Raw genomic sequence first — 19,815 nt, 5'->3', positions numbered from 1 at the left:
TTGTGTCCACGCCCCTGCCGGACATGGCCGGCAACGGGGCAGGGCAGGCAGCCCCGGTTTTTTGTCAAAAAGCCCTGCGATTGCGGGTGAAAGGCCGTAAACACGCACGTTCCGGCCATGTCCGCGGCGCAGCGAGTCCCTTGATCCTGACTTGTCTGTGGCACCGTGAATCGCTCTATGCCGGGCCTACGGCTCCGTCAGTGGGCAACCTGTGCCGTATCCACAACGTCTCAGTCAACAATCTATGGCTCAAGCGGCTGATGGCAAGTGATCCCTTCCGCGAAGCCTCCCGTTGAGCGCTGACGGCAGGCACTAGAGCAGATTAACTTTGAAATGCTTTACATTTCAAAGTTTTCATTCAGCCGAAAAATGCGATTTTCGGCTGAATCCACGCCACGTTGTGGCGCGCTGCACTTTCGTGCAGCGTTAGAGCATTTACACTTTTTCAAAGTTAAAATGCTCTAACATGTGGCTTCATTAGCGCGTGGTAAAAAGCAGGGCCAGCGCCAGACCCGCAAAAACGAGTCCGGCGGCCCGGTGAATGAACACCTGTCCGCCCGGAGACCTGTTGAACCACACGGCCAGTTTGCCGCCAAGCAGGGCCACGCTGAAAAAAACGATAATGGTGGCCAGCATGAACAACAGACCCAGGCTGAGAACCTGCATGGCCACGCTGCCCCTTGCCGGGTCGCAGAACTGTGGCAGAAATGCGAGAAAAAAAAGCGAAACCTTGGGGTTCGTCACGTTCATGACAATGCCGCGCCGGTACAGCGGGGCATAGCCGGGAAAGGGCGCGCCGTCGCCCTTGGTGACGGCCAGCGCAGCGCCTGCCCTGAACGACAGCCAGGCCAGCCATAACAGGTACGCCGCGCCCACGGTCTTGAGTATGGTGAAGGCCAGGGGCGAACTCTGAAAAATGGCGGCCACGCCCAGCGCGACGGCGGTGGTGTGCACACAGAGCCCCGTGACGAGGCCAAGGGTTGTGACCATGCCTGCGCCCGCGCCATAGACGGCGGACTGGGTGAGCACAAAAATATTGTCCGGCCCCGGAGCAATGCCAAGCAGAAGAGACGCCGCAAAGAAAGCCAGAGCTATGTCCACAGTCAGCATTGCTTTTTTTCTCCCTCAAGCAAAAAAGTGATTTTTGCGTGGCGCGGTCTGGCCTTTACCGCGCATTCCAGACGCAGGGCGTCCGCCTTGCTGGAACATGCCCGGCTGGCCAGCAGGCGTACCGGACGTCTGCCGCGTGTATAGCGCGCGCCGCCCGGCGCTGCGCCGTTGTGTTGCGCAAGACGCCGCTCCATATCGCAGGTGATGCCGCAGTACAGGGTGCCGTCGGCGCATTCCAGCAGGTAGACCTGCCAGATGTCAGGCCTCATTGGCGTTCTCCACAGTGTCATGATGCAGCCCGGAAGGGTTTGCAGCGTTGTCTTGGCGCGCTGCCAGACCTTGACCGGTTACTTTTGCAAATATACGCCCGCAACATTACGGCGCGCCTGTTACGGCGTTTTGCAGCGCGCCTGAACCCGTTCGCGCCTTCACGGCGCGCGCCTGCCCCCGCGGATGCCTGGGCGCTTTTACTCCGAAACTGAATCAGTCAAACCCTCCGGCAAGCCAGATGGTAACAAGAAAAGACAGTATCCAGTTGCCCATGCGCCACAGCCAGGGGTTGGGCATGACGCCAACCGTCATGAGGCGCATTTGCCGCAGCGTCCCCGCCAGTGACCCAATGGTGTGAAAGAACACAAAGCCAAGTCCCGCCAGAAAGCCGAACTGCGCAAGGCAGACAAGGAAAATGGCAAAGGTGATGCAGGGGGCGAGGCAGGCGTTGGAGCTGTCCCGGCTGGTAATCCATATCCGGCCCAGGGGCGATCCGGCCTGAAAACCGCCAAAGTTGCTCCCGCCAAAGGTTCGTTGATAAAAACGGCCCTGCCCGCCGGTCTGGCCGTATCCTTCAGATCCGTCCTGACGGCTGTTGCGGCCATAGGTATCCTGTTGCTGCTCTTCGTTTTGTTGCTGGTCCGACATATAAACCACTTCGGCGTTGAGCACACGCCGTTGCTCTTCCCCGGAGCCTTCGCCGCCCTGCTGTTGCCCCGAGGGCACGGGCAGATTGGCATCGTGCGGCGTATGTGGGTTGTCGGAGCCTTGGGGGGGCTTGTGCGGGGGGTGGCTCATGCTCGGCCTCCTGATGTATGCCAGCCTTGGGGGCGGATTATTGAGAGGAATGAATAAGGGCTTGCCGTGGTTGTGCCTGCTCGATGGCGGTGCGTCAAGGGCATGCCCGGGGGCGGGCTGAAGAGCGTGGCGACGCCGCAACTGGGCGACGAGCCTGGGTGACGAACCTGGCGCCACCTTGCCAAGTCTTTTTCGCGGCGCTATTCTTTTTTGCATCAGGTATCAGGCATCAGGTAGCAGGTGTGGCCGTCTGGCCGCGACCGAGGAGGTTCTTATGAAAAAAAATTTTGCCGCGATTTTTCTGACAATGACGTTTTTTCTGTTTTCGGCCCTGACTGTGGGCGCGCAACCGCAACCAGCGGACAAGGTGGAACAGAAGCTTAACGAGGCATGGACAGCCTACAATATCGGCCAATACCAGAAAGTCCTGCAACTGGTGCAGCCCCTGGCCTCGGACGGCAATGCCCGTGCCCAGATCATCCTTGGCCGCTGCTACGAGAATGGCCTTGGCGTGCCGCAGGATATGGAAATGGCCGCCAAGTGGTTCCGTCTTGCAGCGGAACAGAATAACAGTGAAGCTCAGGTGCTTCTGGCCTACCAGTATGAACTGGGCATTGGCGTGCCCAGAAACGACGCGACAGTGTTGGACCTTATGACCCGCGCGGCCAACGCGGGCAATGCCGAGGCCCTGTTTAACCTGGCTTTGTATCACGGCCAGGGCAAGTATGGTTTTGCCAAAGACCCCGCTGAAAGCTTCCGCCTGGCCAAGCTGGCGGCCGACCAGGGCTACGCGCAGGCCGAGCGTTACGTGGGGGCCTGCTATGACTATGGCGTGGGCGTGCCGGAAAACAAGACCGAAGCGCAGGTCTGGTATGGCAAGGCCAGGGCGCAGGGTCTGGAAGTGGAGGGCAACGTGTTCAATTTTGTGCGTGAGTACAGCATGCCGTAATGCCTGATGGAGCGCCGCCACGGCGCAAATTTCCATCAGGGCATCGACTTCGGGGCACAGGATATTCTGCGGGAAAGGCCCCGGCTTTGCGCTGACGACGCGTCTCGACACGCGCGGCGGTAAAAAGCCGCCTTTTCCCCGGATTTGCTACGAACAGATATGGCCGCTCCCCCAAGGAAGCGGCCATATTTGTTCGTATTGGGGGGGGCGGCCATGTCATAATGTCATTTTGACATGGCCTTGTGGGTGAGGGACCCTTTTGCAAAAGGGTAGCCTCCCCCACGCCCCCATTCGTGACGACACTGTCCAAATCTCTTATTATAGTTCGGCATAGTACTGTGAGTGTTATGATCTGAAGCGGGGGGCAGAGGCAGTGGCTTCAAGACACTGCCTCATCGCAACGGTGCAATGCTCCTGCTGACGCGCAGCAACACGTTGAAAAGCCCGCTCCGGGGCTTCATTGGCCGGCCGGGGGCGCGCCGCGTTCCACGCGGATATGATTCAATACCGTAAGCCTTTGCAGCAGGGCTTTGAGGGAATACCGTATCTTGCCCCTGGCATCTTCCATAAGGTCCTGTCGGATATCCTGAAAGGACTGTTCCAGAATTTCTTCAATATATTCCCTGTTTTTCGCCGTGATTTTTTCACGGTTTTTTTCATTGAGAAGAAATTTGGGCAGCTTTTGCCGCCGGAGAAAATTCTTGCCGAATTTGCCCAGCGCCCATGTGCCCGCAAAAGCCGCCGCGCCGCCGATGACGGCGGAAACAGGTTCAGCCGTGGTGAGCAACATTTTTTCCCCAATGGCAAGGGCCGCAATGCCCGGCAGCACGGCCACAGCCATCACATCCATAGTGTTGAGCAGGGTAAGGCGCGAAACTTTTACCTGCACCGCGTCGAAAAAACTGGTGCTGAGCGTGCGGGCGGAAAAATTCAGCCTCGGCACAAGGTGCACGCCATTTTCACGCAGCCAGCGGCTGAACTGCAGGCGCAGTTCCCTTTCTATTTCCTTGCGGGCGGCTTCCGTACGCTCCTGAACAATAGCCAGCAGGCCGGAATCATTCTGGATTTTTTCACTGATCTCCCGCTCGATCTCTTCAACGGTTTTTCTGTCCTCCTGGGCGGCCTCAAGAACGCTCAGAATATCCTTGACGGCGATGCGCTCGGCGCAGGTTTTGGCGGCCATCTTTGTGTGTTTTTCAAAGATGCCCTGCGCGAGGTCGGCAACGCGCAAGCAGAAATCTTCGCTCTGTTTCTCAAGCAGGTTTTTTATCTTGAGGTGGGTATGCAGCAGCATGGGGTAGAGGGCCAGACCGAAGGCGATATCCTCATAGGTGCGCGGGCTCATGACGATATTGTCTGTGCCGAAAACATCGCGCACTGCCTCGCTGGCGAAAAACCAGCCGCTGCTGCCGCCCGTGAGGATGACCTTGTCGACGCTTTTTTGCCGCCGTATGTCGTAAAGCACGTCCTTGAACCAGGAGATGAGGCCCACCTGACGGCCTTGCAGCATTTCTCCGGCCACAGCGCCCAGCGATCCCCTGTTGGCGTACTGGCTGAGCATGCCCAGCAGGGCTTCAGAAGCCACATAGCTTTCCGCCGCGCTGACCACCTGCTGCCAGGTGAGTTCGTGCAGATATGCGTGTTTTTGCGTGCCCGCGGCGTCATACCACGAAAGGTGCAGGCTTACGGCGCTGTCGACATCCTTCTGCAATATTTTGGAAAACCGTTCTTTTTCCGCCTTGCACAAGACCCAGTGGACATAATACTCGCAATTGTCGGCCTTCACCTGCTTCTGCAAGTGGGGATTCTGACGGCAGAAAAGCTGAAAGAACAGATCGTCGAAAAGGCGCCCGCCCAAAAGCCGGTCGCCGCCGCTGTGCAGTATGTTGGAGTTTTCCGCCAGGGTGAAGTCGCAGGTGCCGCCGCCAAAGTCCAGAATAAGCAGGCTGTGTTCCAGATCATCCAGTTCAATGGCCCCGGACTGGAGGCAGGAGATCATGGCCGCGTCGGATTCCTTGATAAGAGAGGGCGCGGGCCAGCCCGCATCCCTGAAGCATTGCGCGAGCTGTATGCCGAAGCTTTCGCGCGTGCGGGCGGGAATGCCCACATATATCTGGCTGTCAGGCTCAAGCGTGTCCTGCGGCAAGGCCTCGCGGAGCATGCGCAGAAAGTCCGTCATCCAGCCAACCGCTTCGGCATTTTCTTCACCGATTTCGGGTTTGAACTGGCAGCGCAGGCTGCGGCGCGCCCGCATGCCGGGACTGGCGTAATACTCGCTCTCAGCCAGATGCCCTATAAGCAGGGGCGAACCGTTTTCATAAAGGATGGCGGTTTCGACGCAGCCGTCCGGCGCGCTGACGCGGGGCAGCAGCACCGGCTGCGGAGCCGTGGAGCTTTTGTGCGCGCCATAGATGTAGGTATTGCTGGTGCCGAGGTCGATGCCCAGTATCTTCATGCTGTGCCCTCCCCGGCGGATGCTCCCTCGGCCAATGGGAGTTCTTTCTGCACGTGCCCCTTGACGATAGTATCGCCGGAACGGGAATAGCGGCGCAGGACGCGGCAGCGGTCGCCGTCGTGCACAAGCCCGACGGTATCGTAAAGTTCGGCATGCAGGGCGTCGTCCCACACGATGTGGCTGTCGCCTTCACCGGGATTGTAGCCCATAAAAACAAGCTGTTCTGAGAGAAAGCGCCTTGTTTCCCCATTCATGCCGTCCAGCAGATGAATGACGCCAAGCGCCAGCGGGCAGTCGCTTCTGGGGCATTTGCCTGTTTGCGTATCTGCCTGGCCCTGTTCTTTGAGGCTGTCCAGTTCTGTGCGCAACTGGTCCCAGGCGGAAAAGAAGGTCATGAGATTCCGCGCGCGGGCCTGGGCCTGTTGCTCCAGAGAAACCCTGAAAGCCGCCATATCAAGCGCGGTTGTTTTTTTGGCGAGCAGCACAAAAAGAAAGGCCGCGCCAAGCAGGAGGTACACGCGTTTGAGCAGGCCCGGAGCGCCGCTTGATCCAAAAACGGCATTTTTGAAATCCGCCCAGGAGGCCAGCCGTAAAACGCCAGCCACCATGCTGGCGGCAAAGGCGGTCAGCGTGCCCAGACCAAGAAAGAGTAAAAGACGGGCGCGCGCCCTGGGGTTGCCCGCCAGAAACTCCGCGCCGTAAAGCATGCCGAGCACCGTGGCCACCCTTATGATTTCCCCGCCCATATCAATGAGGCCGAGCAGCTTTGACAGCAGGCCGCCAATAAAAAAGCCAAGAAAAACAATGCCTGCCATGCTCGGTAGGGAATAGCGCTTCACATACAGGGCATCGGTGGAAAAATCGGGCATGTCGCGGGCCAGGCTCCAGCGGAGGTCTTCCGGAATATCGGCGCTGGCGGCCTTTGCGGCGCAAAGGTCCACAAGCTCTTCCTTCAGGTCAGAAAGCAACTGGCGGTGCTGGGCAAAATCCTTGGGAAAGGAGGGTATTTTTTCAAGGGTTGCATCCAGGGCGGGCTGTATGTCCGGCATGGACGCTGCGGTGTTTTTTGTCATTGTCATCGGCATGTCCCGTTTGCAATGTGGGCCGTAGGGCAGAGGAACGCGAATTGAGCGAAAAGGCCGCTCTGCATGAAATTGCTCAAGGGGAAAAAGGAGCATAGAGGCGTTACTGTGTAAAAAGGTAGCGCACTAAGCCCTCAAGTCAAGTCTGACAGGGTTTTGGGGACAAGCGGATTACCGTGGGCACGGGCGGCGGAATCGCCTTGCCTCAGAGGATGTCAGGCAGACTTTTGCCTGCCGTACGCGAGCATTTCAAGTGTTAACTGCTTTAGGGGATTGGCAACTTGAGGGAAACCAGAAGGAGTGACGGACAGATACCCTGTTGCCTTGCGTGCCGGCTATTGCCAAAAATGGCAAAGGCAGCGCAAAAAAAAGCATGCTGCATAGTTTTTGGCAGCAGATTCTGCCTGCGCGCCAGTGCGGATCAATATTGGAAATGCTTGTTTGCTTCGGATATGATTACCGATGAAATTTTTCGTATTTCAATGTGTCGTTAAGCCAGAAAATATAATTTTCGGCTTAATCCACGCCACGTTGTGGCGCGATGCACTCTCGTGTGACGTTGGGGCAGTTACATTTTTTCAAAGGTAAAATGCTCTAAACAAAACAGCCGCGCAGCAAGGGGTCGTTGTCCAGGATGCGGCGCGCCTCTGGCAGGCAGTCCCGCAACGAAAGCACGGTGAAAAAATTTTCCTTCATGCCGGGCGCGAGGCCTATGGCGTGGAGCCACTCCTGCCTCGAGAAGGGGGTGGCGCGCACGGCATCCCAAAATCCGGTCTTGGTAAAGACATGGGCCAGAAGCTCTGTGTTCCGCTCCTGAAACTGGCTGACAAAGTAAGCGGCCATACCCACCTGGAGTCCGTGCAGGCGAGGATGGGCGGACGTGGCGTCCAGGGCGTGCGAGATGAGGTGCTCGCTGCCGCTGGTCGGGCGCGAGCTGCCGCAAATTTCCATAGCTATGCCATTAAGCATGAGGGCCGTTCCCAGCAGGGCCATACCCGCGGCGTCGTGGGTAGGATTGGCCAGAAACTGGTGTACCGTGGCGTCAGAAAGCAGGGCCGCCAGGTCGTTGACCGGCTCTCCCGTGTTGTGAAAGGCCAGCTTCCAGTCATGCACCGCGGTGAGCTTGGCTACGAGGTCGCCGACGCCGGACAGCCAGAGCGCGCGCGGAGCGGAAAGGCACACGTCCACGTCAATAATGACGCCCTGGGGCAGGGTGGCGGCCAGGGAGCGGCGTTTGCCGTGCATGGTCAGGCTGGATTGCGGGCTGCAAAAACCGTCATTGGAAAGGGATGTGGGCACGGCCAGATAGGGAAGACGGGCCAGAAAGGCCAGATACTTCGCCATGTCCAGCGCCTTGCCGCCGCCAAGGCCCACAATGGCCATGGTTTTTTTGGGCAGCAGGGCGAACAGTTCCACCACGTTTTCAAAGCTGTTGTCGTCCACTTCTACCCAGGGACCGGTGTGTATGCCGTTGTTGTCCAGCCCTTGTCGGGCCATTTGGGTGACCGTTTCGGGAAGTTGCCCGGACACCACAAGAACATCGGTAAAGCCGGAGCGGCTCAGGTAGATGCCAAGGCGCGGCAGCGCGCCCGGCTTGATGCGGACAAGACTGGGCACGCGGATCTGGCTGTTGTTCATTGGAATTTACCCTGATTTTCCATGGCAAGCAGGGCGTCGGCCACATCCGACCAAACGGAGAAGCCGTGAAAATCTTCATGGTAGCGGCCCAGAGCCGTAGCCAGGTCCGCACGCGCAAAGCGCAGCTCAGGGGATACGCCAAGGGCTGCGGGCAGGTCGGCGAAGCCGTCGCCAGCAAAGGCGACCATATAGCCACGGCGCGCGTATGACCGCACAATGCCCGCCTTGTCCACTCCTGTTTCAGCGCAATAAAAGGGGGAATCTGTGGGGGCCAGCATGCGCAGGCTGCCGTCGGGCTCATAGCTTGTGGGGTTAGTATGAACAGGCAGGCTGACTCCGGCGGCGTCCAGCACACGCCGGATGTACCAGTCACATCCGGCTGAAGCCACCACGATTTCCCAGCCAGCCTCACGCAGACTGGCAACAGCGCTGCTGAGGCGTGGATCGGGCTGCATGGCCAGAGCAAGACCGGTCAGTTCGGCTTCAGAGGCGCGGATTTTGGCAAAAATCTGTTGCAGGGCGGCCAAATGCGTAATTTTGCCATCCCGGTATTCCTGCCAGGGGGCAATATCCTTGGGTGTCAGCAGGCTGCCGACCACCAGCTTGTAAAAATCGTGCGCGGTTATGGTGCCGTCAAAGTCTGTAACGAGAATGCGGGGTTTGGGCATGCTTTTCTCCCTCTGGCGCGATTTGATGAAGGGCGGCGGCAACTAGAGTATTTTCACTTTGAAATTGCTCTGGCGACTGCGTGAGCAGGCGCCCGCAGCGAAGGCGTAAGCGCAATTTATTTGCGCTGTTAAGCGCCGAAGCATGCGTGTCTTAAACTTTGAGAATGTCCATTCTCAAAGTTAATCTGGTCTAGGGCAGATTAACGCTGAAATATTCCACATTTCAACGTTTTCATTCAGCCGAAAAATGCGATTCGCGGTAGCCGTCAGCGGATCTTTGCCGCTTACGGATAGCGACAGCGATTGCAACGAATAAACACAGCCGTTACGCACGCTGTCTTCAAGCGTAGTTTCGCGGCAGCCGTTGCCCGCAGGGTGTACGGATGGCGACAGCGATTGCAAGGGACAAGCCGTGTCGTTACGCATGTTGTCTTCAAGCGTAGTTTCCTGCGTCACAACGCTTTAAGCCTGCGTCACAACGCTTTAAGCCTGCGTCGCAACGGCTGAAGCTCGGCTCAGTCCACGCCACGTTGTGGCGCGCTGCACTTTCGTGCAGTGGTAGAGCATTTGCACTTTTTCAAAGTGCAAATGCTCTACGCGCCGGGGTGGCGGGTCAGCTCAGCCACAACGCCGCTCACGGCCCGCAAAAGGTCTTCGGGGTTCAGAAAAATCTGTACGCCGCGCAACCCTGCGCTTATGTAGATTTTTGGCTGCGCAAGGGCGCTGGCATCCAGGTATACAGGGTAGTTCTTCTTGCCTCCCAGAGGGGAGCAACCGCCCCGCACGTAGCCTGTAAGGGGACGCACGTCCTTGAGGGGCGTCATTTCCACATGCTTGTTGCCGGAAGCGGCGGCCAGAGCCTTGAGATTCAGTTCGGCATCGGCGGGAATGCACGCCATGAGTACGCCTGTTTTATCGCCCCGTGCCACAAGGGTTTTGAATACAATATCCGGTTCTACCCCCAGCCGGCGTGCCATGGCAACACCGGAGAGGTCGTTTTCGTCCACGGCGACCTGATGCAGGGTGTGGGCTATGCCCAGACTTTCCAGTTGCCGGGCGGCATTGGTTTTGCTGATTTTTGGTGCCATTACAGTGTTATTGCGGCGGCTGCGCGGAACGGTCAGGGGCGGTTGAGCCAGTACGCCAGTTTTTTTCGCAAGGCAGCCAGGTTGACGGGTTTGGCTATGTGGTCGTTCATGCCGGAACGCATGATTTCGTCTACAGTTTCAGGCAGGGTCACGGCGGTCATGGCAATAATGGGCAAGGTTTTTTTACCGATTTTCATGCGCTGCCGGATTTCTTTGGCGGCGCTCATGCCATCCATAACAGGCATATACACGTCCATAAGGATGGCATCGTAGGAGCCTTCCAAAGCCATGCGCACGCCTTCGCGCCCGTTCTGGGCCAGGTCGTGCTCAATGTTGAGGTGGCGCAGCATGGCCTTGGCAATTTCCTGGTTGATCTCATTGTCTTCCACCAGGAGTATCCTGAGACTCTGTGTGTTTTCCAGAGGCGGCACGTTGTGCGACTCATCGTCTGTCTGGCAAAAAATATTACGGGCTGGCACGCAGGGGATACACAGGTGGAACCGTGAACCAGTTCCGAGATCGCTCTCGCACCACAGGCTGCCCTTCATGAGCTCCGCTATGCGTTTGCAGATGGTCAACCCAAGCCCCGTGCCCCCGAAGCGTCGACTGATGCTGGAACTGGCCTGAGTGTACGGATCGAAAAGATGTTTCTGGTATTCGCGGCTGATGCCCATGCCAGTGTCAGAAACCACAAAGTGCAGGCAATCGTCTGCCTGGATTTGTTCTCTGGTGATCCTCAGGCCCACGCTGCCTCTGGCAGTGAACTTGACGGCGTTGTTCATGAGGTTGAGCAGCACCTGTTTGAGCCGCAAACCATCGCCCCAGAGCTTGAGGGGGACATCGTCCGCCAGTTCACATTTGTACTCAAGCCCCTTTTGTTCCAGGGGAAAACGTATTGAGGTGTGTACAAAGTCCAGGACTTCCTCGACCATGAAGTTGACATTTTCCAGCACCATTTTGTTGGCCTCGATTTTTGAGAGATCGAGGATGTCGTTGATGATGGCGAGCAGATTGGTGGAAGAAGAACGGATTTTGAGCAGATATTCTTTGAGTTCTCCGGCGGGGGCGCTTTGCAGGGCCAGGTGGGTCAGACCGATGATGCCATTGAGCGGCGTGCGTATTTCGTGGCTCATGTGGGCCAGAAACTCGCTTTTGGCCTGGGACGCTATGACGGCCGACTGCTTTTCATGCCTGGTGCGCAGAATATCGGTGACGTCCGTGGCAATGGACAGACGCACGAGCTTGTCGTTGTCCCAGTTGATGACCTTGTCCACCACAGAATAGGTGCGTTTGGACAGCTCATTCTGGTAGGTCCACTGATAGGGTTCGCTCGTTCCGCGAATGATGGCGTTGGTGCAGTAGGGGCATGGACTGTCGCGGCCCATGAGTTTGCTGTAGCAGAAGTCGTTTTCCGGATCGTCCGAATCGGGAAAATTATCCTGCACGCTTTTGTTGGAAAACAGTATCTTATTGGTTTCCATGTCGATAATACAGACGGGATTGGAAAAAGCGTCCAGAATATCGTGCAGTTGTTTGTGTTTTAGCTGCAACTGCCCGTAAAGGCGAAAATGCATCAGCACCATGCCCAGGATGTTTCCAAGCAGGTGGCAGACGCTGGTTTCTTCCAGCGCCCATTGTTGGTCGGGGGCGCGCCGGGCAAGGCAAAGGCCGCCACAAAGCTGGCCTTCATGCAAAATGGGTATGCAGAATGCGGACTTGATCTGGCGGGCCTGAAAGTTTGTTTTCTGCGGCCCTTCGGGCAGGTCTTCAACATCGGCGATGCAAAGGCTTCTGTGTTCAGCAAAGGCTTGCAGTATGGGGGCCATGTCGTCAAGCGTAGGCGGGAGCAGGTCGCAGGCCGCGCGCAGCAAGGAGCTTGTCCATACATAGGGCTCTGTCCACTGGCCGTTGACGTGCTCAACGAGGAGTATCTGGCCGCAGTGCAGGGTTTCGCCGATACTGGACAGGCTGGCCCGCAGGAAAGGTTCCTTGCGGTCATGCAGGAGCGCTGAACTGGAAATTTCCAGTGCCAGAATCAAGGGATTGGCAAAAGGGCCGTCAGAGGCCTTGAGAGGGACTGACATGCGGCGCGCTCCAAAAAGGTTAGCAAATTCTTAGGATAAGAAACCAGCATATCCACTTGGAGTAAGAAGTGTCAATGAAAGAGGCTCTATAGAGCCCCATTTGGCGAGGTTCAAACCCAAATAAAATTCAGGAGTTGGGACTGTTCTTGGCGTTTTTTTCGGTCATGGGTCCGCAGCCTTTCGAGCAGGCGGGCTGCTTCATCTTGAAGATGGTGCAAGTCTTTGTCATTTTTTATCACCATGTCGCAGGCAGCCATCTTGCGTTCTTCAGGCCATTGCCACGCCTCGAGCGCGGCCATTTTTTCCTTATTCCACCCTCTGGTTTCCACTGTGCGCGTGGTTCTTGAGGGTAGCGGGCAGGAGACGCCCACGGTCAGGGGCGGCGGAGAAAAACACTGCTGCCAGCCGCTTTCGAAATACAGGGGAATCTCCGCAGCGGCCAGAGGCGCTCCTGCCGCTTCCATGCGCAGCCAGAAGTCCTCTATGGCTTGCCGGGTCAGGGCATGAACGGCCTGTTCCACATCGCGGCGCAACACTGCATCTTGTTGCATGGCGGCCAGAAGCGCCTTTCTGTTCACCGCTCCGTCCGCCTCCAGCAGGCTGCCGCCGTGCAGACGCCCTATCCACAGGCTGCCGGCGCCGCCGGGAGCATAGAGGTCAGCCACAATTGCATCGGCGCTGATAACGGGCACGCCCATCTGGCCCAGATGGGCAGTGAGGGCAGATTTGCCGCTGCCGGGGTTGCCGGTAATGACCAGTCGCTGCATGCGCAGATTGGCCTTCAGGGCCGCATCGGGCATGTCTTGCGGCGGCGGGCAGGCAAAGTTCATGGCTTCATTGCTGACAGGGTGGGTGAATGTCAGCCGCCAAGCGTGCAGCATCTGGCGAGGGGCCATAGCCTGCACAGTCTTGGGGGCGTAGAGCTTGTCGCCCAGCAAGGGGTATCCCAGATGGGCCATATGCACCCGTATCTGATGGGTGCGGCCGGTATGGATGCGCACAGCCAGCAGTGAAACGCTGCTGTCTTCCGAATGCCAGAGCCGTCGCCATTCCGTATGGGCGTGTCTGCCGCCTCTGTTTTCTGGAACAACCGCCATTTTAACCTTGGCCGTAGGGTGGCGCCCCACAGGTTCAAGGCATTGACCGTTCAAAGGGGCAAGACCCGCCACAAGAGCCAGGTATTCCTTGTGAACCTGACGCTCGGCAAAAGCCTGGCTGAGGCTGAGCCGGTCAGTTTCGGTAAGGGCCACAACCAGCAGGCCGCTGGTATCCTTGTCCAGCCGGTGCACAATACCAGGGCGCTGTCCTTCAATCTTACCCAGTTGTGGAAAACGTGCAAGAAGCCGTTGCACCAGGGTTTGTTCCGGGCAGGAGGGGCAGGGGTGCACGGTGAGACCCGCGGGCTTGTTGCAAACCACCAGGTGCTCGTCCTGCCAGAGCACTTCCAGTTCCCCGTCCTCAGGCTCAAGCCGGCCCGATACTTCCGGCAGCAGGAGCACAACCACCTGCCCGGTTTTCACCTTGGCTGCCGGTTTGGTTTCGATCTGGTCATCCACAGTGCAGTGGCCGGACTGAATGGCTTTCTGCAAAGCCGCCCGTGACAGGTCCGGCTGCGCGGCGCTCAGTATGCGGTCAAGCCTCTGGCCTGCCTGCGCGGCTGTGATTTCCAGTTGCAGACGGTTCACTGGAGCGTGTCCGCCGGGGTGGAAAGCGTGCGCAGCCTGTCCACAAAGGTTGTGCCCCTGTACAGGTTTTTCAACTCGTCGCCGGGCGTGATGGACGTGACCACCGCTCTGCCGACGACAAAACGCGCGTTATTGTCATTGCCCTCCACCGTGCGGACGCCCCAGACATTATGGAAGATGGCGGGGCGGCCATTGTATTTGCCCACATAGAGCATGATGTGCCCGCGCATGCCCACAAGACTCAGGAAGGGCACACCGTAGCGCATGATGGTTTCTTCTTTTTCCCTGGCCGTCATGCCCTCGAGGGAACTGACGGATCCGACGCGGGCCTGGCCGCCGGAGTTGCGCGGCAGCCAGAGGCCGAATGGCGTGAGCAGGTCACGGGTGAGGGCCGAGCAGTCCCTTTCGCCGAACATGCCCCCCCAGCCATAGCGCTGGCCCATCATGACGTTGCCCACGGCGGCCACGTTGTCCGGCGTCAGGGGCAAGGGGCGGGCAACAACGTCTGCGGAGGAAACGGTGACCGGAGCCGTACTGGCCATGCCGCTGGCATCCTTGACCGGAGCCAGCAGGGTTACCGGGGGCGCGTCAGTCTTGCCGGCAACCACCGAGCCTTCGGCGGCGCCGCCGGCGAGCATGGGCAATATGGTGCCGATGCTCACGCTCTGCTGTGCCGGGGCCGAAGCGCCATATTGGCTGGGCTGACCGGCAAGGGGCACGTTGTCGCGCACGATGGCCGCAAACGAGGCGCTGCGGTACAGAGAGGCGAAACTGTTGTCAACAAGGGCCAGGTCTTCGGCATCAACCCATCCGCCGGCAATGGGGCATTCCACAAAGTGCCACCTGCCATCGCTGGAGGTGTGGGCAATAAGTACGGGCGTTCCCAGGGGCAGCAAAGAATACTGAAAATAGTCAAAGGGATTGGCGCGTGGGTCCGGAGTTGGCTCTGAAAAGCGCGCCAGGTGCGTGGGCATTTCCCTCAGGTCGGTATTGCGCACCGTAATGGCGGCCTGCGCCCGCGAGGGGAAATTTTTGAGGTTGGCGTTGCGGGCCATGGCGTCCCATTCTACCTGCGTCCAGCGCTCGTTGCCCTGTTTGTAGCCTCTGGCCTTGCCAAAAACGGCGGCCACGTCGCGCTTGCGCATGGATGTTTTGCGCATCTCCCATGGGCCGAAGAAAATGCGGTCGAAACGGGCTACCTGGCGGCTCTGTTCATCCTGGGAAATGAGCCGTTTATTTTGCCCGGAATTTTTTGCGTAAACGTCAAGATTCTGCGGGAATTGGCGCAGATCGGCGATGGTGCCCATCCATGAGGGGGCTGCGCCATCCCTGGGAGGGACGTTTTTGCCGCCACATGCGGCTGTCAGAAGCAGAAGAGATGCGAGGCAAAGCAGACGAAGGCGGGAAAACATGGAGGGTCCTCCGGGCGGAATTGGCCGGGAACATCCGGTCTTTTTTCATACTAACACTTCAAATATATAGTCGGCAACGCATTCTTTTTAGCGGGCCGCCGTATTGACATTGCTTCATTACCTTCTTAAAAGAGTCTCGCTGTCACCATCGTCTATCCGGTTAGGACGGCGGCCTCTCAAGCCGTTAAGACGGGTTCAAATCCCGTTGGTGACGCCAGATTCCCAGGCACTTACAGTTTGTAGCTGTGAGTGCCTTTTTTTCTGGCTTTAGCCAGTTGAGCGCGGTCATCGCGCGAAATAAAGAACCACCCGCATAGCGGGGGGAAACAATGTGTCATACGTACAAAAACATCCTTCCTGTACGATGAAGTTGTTCAAGCCCATCGTAATTTTTAAAGAAGGGTATTTTTGTTATGGGAACCAAGCCCCAAGGTTTAGCTCACACAAAATGGTATGCAAGTATCATATAGTGTTTACGCCTAAGTACTGAAGAAAAATAATATTCGCACAGATTCGCGGCAGCATAAAAGAAATCATGCAAAGTCTTTGTACGTACAAAAGGGTAGAGATTTTAGAAGGGCATTTGATGCCAGATCATATCTACACGCTGGTGAGTATCCCGCCAAAAATCAGTGTGCCGAGTTTTAAGGGAGTATCTAAAAGGAAAAAATTCGTTAATGATCTTCGATAGCCGGTACAACAAAACGCTGGCTGCCCGCGTTCTGGGAATCTCCCGAAACAGACTGTATAAAAAATTAGAGGCTTGGGTCCTCATTCACAGAAAGGGATGAAGCACGTTTATTGTTGCATGCGCGATTTTATTCTGAACCGGCCTATGGAAAATGATTTTGATTTGCAGGTACTGATGGGTAGTGTCGCAAGGCACGATTTTGGCCGAGCCCTGGATGATGTCCACAGGAATAAGACGCAAGCCGCAGGGACCGCTTCCGGCGGCTGGCGTTTTGTCCCCCGCGTTTTGCGCCGTCAGAGCGCTTCTATCCCCGGCATACAGGGTAGGCGGCACGGCATACACTGTATGCCAGGTATTCCGCCAGGGAATTGATGTCATATACCGGGATGTTGATGCGTTGCTGCACTGCTCGAGCAAAGGCCGACAGATCCGTACACTCCAGCAGCAGCGCGTCCAATGCGTGGTCGGCGTGCAAGCGTTCCGCCGTGGCGCAGATGTCCTCCCGCATGGCGTCCTCGTCCATATCCGGCGCAAGTCCGGTGAGGATGGTGTCAGAAAAGACCTTGCTTGCTTCCATGCCCTGAACCACATAATTGTTCCTGTCTTCACCCACGCCGGCGAAATGCGCCCGCGTAAGCGCCCCGGCGCTGGCTGTGAGAACGCCGATGCGCGCCTCGGGGCCATGCGCCAGACGCAGTAAGGGCAGTTGTGCAAGGCTTGACGCCAGAATGGGAATGCGAACACATTGGCTCAATTCTTTCTGAAACAGGGCCATGAAGCCGCAACTGCCCACAATGCCCTTGACGCCGTCCTTTTCCAACTGGCGGGCGGCCTGTATGAACGGTTCCATAAGGTCCGGCGTGGGGTTGAACAAAAGGCGCGGCACGTCAATGCCCCTGACCACGTGACAGACCACGGGAAAGCGAAAACTTAACGGATTGCGCACGTGCCCCGCGGGCTTGGCAAAATAGGATTCAAGACAGAGCACGCCGATGGGAATGCCATAATGCAGGTGGCCGCCTTTGATCATGATGTTCTCCTCGTGGGGCATGGCCCGGATGACAGCATGGTTGCCGTAAGATTCTGCAACGCCTTGACGAACGCCTTGAGCGCCTTAACCGCCCTGCGTGTGGGAGATATTGTACACGCGAAGCTTCCTGTACAGGGAGGGACGGCTGATGCCCAGCGAGCGAGCAGTCTGAAAGATATTGCCGTTGAGTCTGGTTAGGGTTTCCATAATAAGTTTTCTCTCCATGTCCCTGATCCTGTGTCCGCCGTTTTCCGGCAGGGGCGAAAGCTCCTGCGGGCTTTGAAGATCGGCAATATTGCAGTGCTCCAGCAGGAGTTCTCCTCCCTGGGCCAGGTGCACGGCGCATTCCATTGCGCTTTCGAGCTGTCGCACGTTTCCGGGCCAGCAGTACCGGCGCAGGGCTTCAGCGCACTGGCGTGAGAGTTTGTGCGGGGGCCGCCCCAGCATTTGTTCCTGGCGGTTCAGAAAATACTGGGCCAGCGGAAGAATGTCCGTGGGCCGGTGGCGCAGCGCGGGCACATGGATGCCCAGAACGCTTATGCGGTAATACAGATCCGCCCGGAACTGGTGCTCCTTAATGGCCTGTGACAAGTCCCTGTTAGTTGCGGAGATGATGCGCAAATCCACCGGAACCACCCGCAAACCGCCAACACGTTGCAATTCGCCGGTCTGAAGCACGCGCAACAGTTTGACCTGCATGTCAAAGGGCATGTCACCTATTTCGTCCAGAAACAGCGTGCCTGTGTCGGCAAGTTCCAGCTTGCCCGGACGCCCGCCTTTTTGCGCCCCGGTAAAAGATCCCTCCTCGTAGCCAAACAGTTCGCTTTCAAGCAGTTCCTTCGGAATGGCGCCGCAGTTGATGGCCACAAAGGGGCGCTGCCGCCGCTCACCGCCATTGTGGATCGCCTGTGCGAACAGCTCCTTGCCGGTTCCCGTTTCGCCGGTGATCAATACGGTGGCATTGCTTCCCGCCGCAATGCGGGCCAGATGCAGGGCGGCCTTCAGGGGGTCGCTCTTGCCCAGAATGTCTTCAAAGGTAAAATGAGCGCGCGCCCCCGTCACCTGAACAGCCATGCGCATCATCTCTTTTTTTTCCAGCACGGAAAACAGCCCGCCCACCAGTTCGCCCGAAGGCATGCGAATGGGGTCCAGAGACGCGAAGTGGCTGACCCCGCTGCATCGGGCGCGAAATTCCCTGGCCCTGAAGCTCTTGCCCCGAGCAAGGTAGCTGCGGATGTACACCTGCCGCTCCTCAAGGCTTTCGCCAAAATCCATGCCCTGATAGTTCTGGGGAATATTGAACAAGACCAGCGCCTTGCGATTGGCATGCACAATGTGTCCCGCCTGATCAAGGGTCACAATGCCGCGCGAATCCGACTCCAGCAGCGCGACCATATATTGATTTTTGACAGCCAGTTCACGGGTGCTTTCACGTTCGCACAATTGCGCTGTCACAGTTTCCGCCGCCTGGCGCACAAGGCCAAGCGTGTGCACGTGCATTTTGTCGGAAAGCCCGCTCAGCGAAACGACCCCCAGTAATTCTCCCGCAGGTGAAAACACGGGCGCTCCCGCATTGCTGATGGCTTTTGCCTGAGCCGCGTACATTTTATCTCCCGGCAGGAACACCGGTATTCTCTCTTCAAGAACCAGGCCAATGGCGCACGTGCCCAAGTCGCGCTCAGTCCAGCGGTAGCCGGGAACGCAGCGCCGCCGTTTGAAATGCTCCACAAGGTCGGAATCTCCCACCACGTACAGCACGTAGCCATCCCTGTCGGCAAGAGCCATGCAAAAACCCGTGTTTCGCAGCAGCCCGTACAGCGTGTCCAATTGTGTTTTTGCCAGAGAATAGAAGGGCGACTGGGAGCGGATGCGTTCCTTGAGCGCCGCGTCGCTCAGGCGTGTGGATTCGGGCGCGCCGTTGAGAAAGGGGTCAAGGCCGTAGCTCGCGGAGCGCTCAAGCGAGCGCTTGATGGCCTGTTTGAGATTCGGAAGGTTCTGTCGAGAATTCATCTGAGCCCCCGCAACGAAATAATACACTGTAAAGAATTGTTACATATTTCCCCTTCAGGCATGCCGTGAACTTTACTGAACTGCGCTGTTTCATTGAAACGCTCCCGCTCGGGGGGCTTTTGCGCGAACCTCCGCGGCTTTCTTGTTGAACTCCGTTCGGACAGCCGCACAGCAGAGGCATGCGGCCATATCCCGGCCAGAGCCAGGAGAGAGTGTCAGACAAGGCCTTGCCGCCCGTGATGGAGCATACACCTTAGAACTGTTCGAGTGTAAAATTCCATTACACAAAAGGACACCCATGTCCAGTATCATGAAATAATTATGCCAAACCCTCACATTTTATTGGAGGTTACAGGATTTGCACGGTTTATGCTTGGAGACGGCATCACTGTTATACCGCTATTTCATAAAGGAGGTTCATCATGTCCATTGTTCGATATGGAACGCCGGGTCCAGGGGCGCTTCCTTTTTCCAGGGCTGTGGAGGCGGAGGGCTGGCTATACGTAAGTGGGCAGGTTCCCCGCGACGCTGAAGGAAACATCATTTCCGGAACCATGCTCACCCAGGCCAGGATAACCCTCGGCAATTTGCAAAAAGTGCTTGAAAGCGCGGGCTTCACCCTCAATGACGTGGTGCGCGTGGGGGTGTATATCGACGATCCACGGGATTTTTCCGAGTTCAACAAGGCATACGCAGAATTTTTCAGCACGGAACACGCCCCGGCGCGCACCACGGTGCAAGCTTCCATGATGAGCGATCTGCGGGTTGAGGTTGAGTGCGTCGCATACAAGGCCGCCAAAGGCGGAATCTAGCGAGGTTACTTTAAAGCTGTTCTGTCGTCCGGG

The 19,815-nt window shown here is 57.5% G+C and carries 16 protein-coding genes, 1 tRNA gene and 1 pseudogene; 4 read left to right on the top strand and 14 right to left on the bottom strand.

Translation table 11 applies throughout. The features are described 5' to 3' along the window. Positions 1–477 precede the first annotated feature (477 nt). From ACZ5DH_RS07515 to ACZ5DH_RS07505, 3 genes are all read right to left on the bottom strand, one after another. Positions 478–1,110 carry a LysE family translocator gene (locus ACZ5DH_RS07515; protein WP_464256449.1) on the bottom strand — a complete coding sequence of 211 codons (633 nt, stop codon included), beginning with the start codon at positions 1,108–1,110 and terminating at the stop codon, positions 478–480. Beyond that, positions 1,104–1,379, bottom strand: coding sequence for a GIY-YIG nuclease family protein (locus ACZ5DH_RS07510; protein ID WP_464256448.1), 276 nt, complete (start codon positions 1,377–1,379; stop codon positions 1,104–1,106). The genes ACZ5DH_RS07515 and ACZ5DH_RS07510 overlap by 7 nt, the downstream gene beginning before the upstream one ends. A gap of 214 nt (positions 1,380–1,593) precedes the next feature. After that, positions 1,594–2,178, bottom strand: coding sequence for a hypothetical protein (locus ACZ5DH_RS07505; RefSeq protein ID WP_464256447.1), 585 nt, complete (start codon positions 2,176–2,178; stop codon positions 1,594–1,596). 274 nt (positions 2,179–2,452) lie between these two features. On the opposite strand from ACZ5DH_RS07505, the gene ACZ5DH_RS07500 reads away from it, so the two are divergent. Further along, positions 2,453–3,127, top strand: a complete 675-nt coding sequence (locus tag ACZ5DH_RS07500; protein WP_464256446.1) for a tetratricopeptide repeat protein — start codon at positions 2,453–2,455, stop codon at positions 3,125–3,127. 457 nt (positions 3,128–3,584) lie between these two features. On the opposite strand, the gene ACZ5DH_RS07495 is transcribed toward ACZ5DH_RS07500, so the two are convergent. The 9 genes from ACZ5DH_RS07495 to ACZ5DH_RS07455 all read right to left on the bottom strand — a co-directional run bounded on the left by ACZ5DH_RS07495 (position 3,585) and on the right by ACZ5DH_RS07455 (position 15,239). Then, the gene (locus ACZ5DH_RS07495; RefSeq protein ID WP_464256445.1) at positions 3,585–5,582 is read right to left on the bottom strand and encodes an Hsp70 family protein; all 1,998 of its coding nucleotides are present in this window, start codon (positions 5,580–5,582) and stop codon (positions 3,585–3,587) included. Beyond that, positions 5,579–6,661, bottom strand: coding sequence for an adenosine deaminase (locus tag ACZ5DH_RS07490; protein ID WP_464256444.1), 1,083 nt, complete (start codon positions 6,659–6,661; stop codon positions 5,579–5,581). The genes ACZ5DH_RS07495 and ACZ5DH_RS07490 overlap by 4 nt, the downstream gene beginning before the upstream one ends. Before the next feature lie 597 nt (positions 6,662–7,258). After that, positions 7,259–8,302 carry an iron-containing alcohol dehydrogenase family protein gene (locus tag ACZ5DH_RS07485; RefSeq protein WP_464256443.1) on the bottom strand — a complete coding sequence of 348 codons (1,044 nt, stop codon included), beginning with the start codon at positions 8,300–8,302 and terminating at the stop codon, positions 7,259–7,261. Beyond that, a complete protein-coding gene (locus tag ACZ5DH_RS07480) occupies positions 8,299–8,970 on the bottom strand; it encodes an HAD-IB family phosphatase (RefSeq protein WP_464256442.1) in 672 nt (223 codons plus the stop codon). Before ACZ5DH_RS07480 ends, ACZ5DH_RS07485 begins: the two co-directional genes overlap by 4 nt. 180 nt (positions 8,971–9,150) lie before the next feature. Continuing rightward, entirely contained in the window at positions 9,151–9,426 is a 276-nt protein-coding gene (locus ACZ5DH_RS07475) for a hypothetical protein (protein ID WP_464256441.1), read from the bottom strand. 137 nt (positions 9,427–9,563) lie between these two features. Then, positions 9,564–10,058: a Cys-tRNA(Pro) deacylase gene (gene ybaK, locus ACZ5DH_RS07470; RefSeq protein WP_464256440.1), complete on the bottom strand. Its 495-nt coding sequence runs from the start codon at positions 10,056–10,058 to the stop codon at positions 9,564–9,566. Between the two features lie 32 nt (positions 10,059–10,090). Next, on the bottom strand, positions 10,091–12,142 hold the full coding sequence (locus ACZ5DH_RS07465) for an ATP-binding protein (RefSeq protein ID WP_464256439.1): 2,052 nt from the start codon (positions 12,140–12,142) through the stop codon (positions 10,091–10,093). A 110-nt stretch (positions 12,143–12,252) separates the two neighbouring features. Then, complete coding sequence (locus ACZ5DH_RS07460; protein WP_464256438.1) at positions 12,253–13,827, bottom strand: dephospho-CoA kinase; 1,575 nt, start codon at positions 13,825–13,827, stop codon at positions 12,253–12,255. Beyond that, positions 13,824–15,239 (bottom strand): NlpC/P60 family N-terminal domain-containing protein, encoded by a 1,416-nt coding sequence (locus tag ACZ5DH_RS07455; RefSeq protein ID WP_464256437.1) that lies wholly within the window; start codon positions 15,237–15,239, stop codon positions 13,824–13,826. The genes ACZ5DH_RS07460 and ACZ5DH_RS07455 overlap by 4 nt, the downstream gene beginning before the upstream one ends. A 141-nt stretch (positions 15,240–15,380) precedes the next feature. On the opposite strand from ACZ5DH_RS07455, the gene ACZ5DH_RS07450 reads away from it, so the two are divergent. Then, a tRNA-Glu gene (locus tag ACZ5DH_RS07450) sits at positions 15,381–15,456 on the top strand. Positions 15,457–15,652: 196 nt separating this feature from the next. Beyond that, positions 15,653–16,030, top strand: a pseudogene (gene tnpA / locus ACZ5DH_RS07445) (IS200/IS605 family transposase). Between the two features lie 204 nt (positions 16,031–16,234). On the opposite strand, the gene ACZ5DH_RS07440 reads toward tnpA, so the two are convergent. Both ACZ5DH_RS07440 and ACZ5DH_RS07435 read right to left on the bottom strand, forming a co-directional pair. Further along, on the bottom strand, positions 16,235–16,960 hold the full coding sequence (locus ACZ5DH_RS07440) for an aspartate/glutamate racemase family protein (protein ID WP_464256436.1): 726 nt from the start codon (positions 16,958–16,960) through the stop codon (positions 16,235–16,237). 84 nt (positions 16,961–17,044) lie between these two features. Then, positions 17,045–18,970, bottom strand: coding sequence for a sigma-54-dependent Fis family transcriptional regulator (locus ACZ5DH_RS07435; RefSeq protein ID WP_464256435.1), 1,926 nt, complete (start codon positions 18,968–18,970; stop codon positions 17,045–17,047). A 422-nt stretch (positions 18,971–19,392) separates the two neighbouring features. Here ACZ5DH_RS07435 and ACZ5DH_RS07430 point away from each other — a divergent pair, with 422 nt between their 5' ends. Next, positions 19,393–19,782 carry a RidA family protein gene (locus ACZ5DH_RS07430; protein ID WP_464256434.1) on the top strand — a complete coding sequence of 130 codons (390 nt, stop codon included), beginning with the start codon at positions 19,393–19,395 and terminating at the stop codon, positions 19,780–19,782. The last annotated feature ends 33 nt before the right edge of the window (positions 19,783–19,815 follow it).

It is taken from the genome of Desulfovibrio simplex (genome assembly GCF_055387835.1).
Note: the sequence above shows the minus strand (reverse complement) of the source record. Positions and strands in the feature narration are given on the sequence as shown.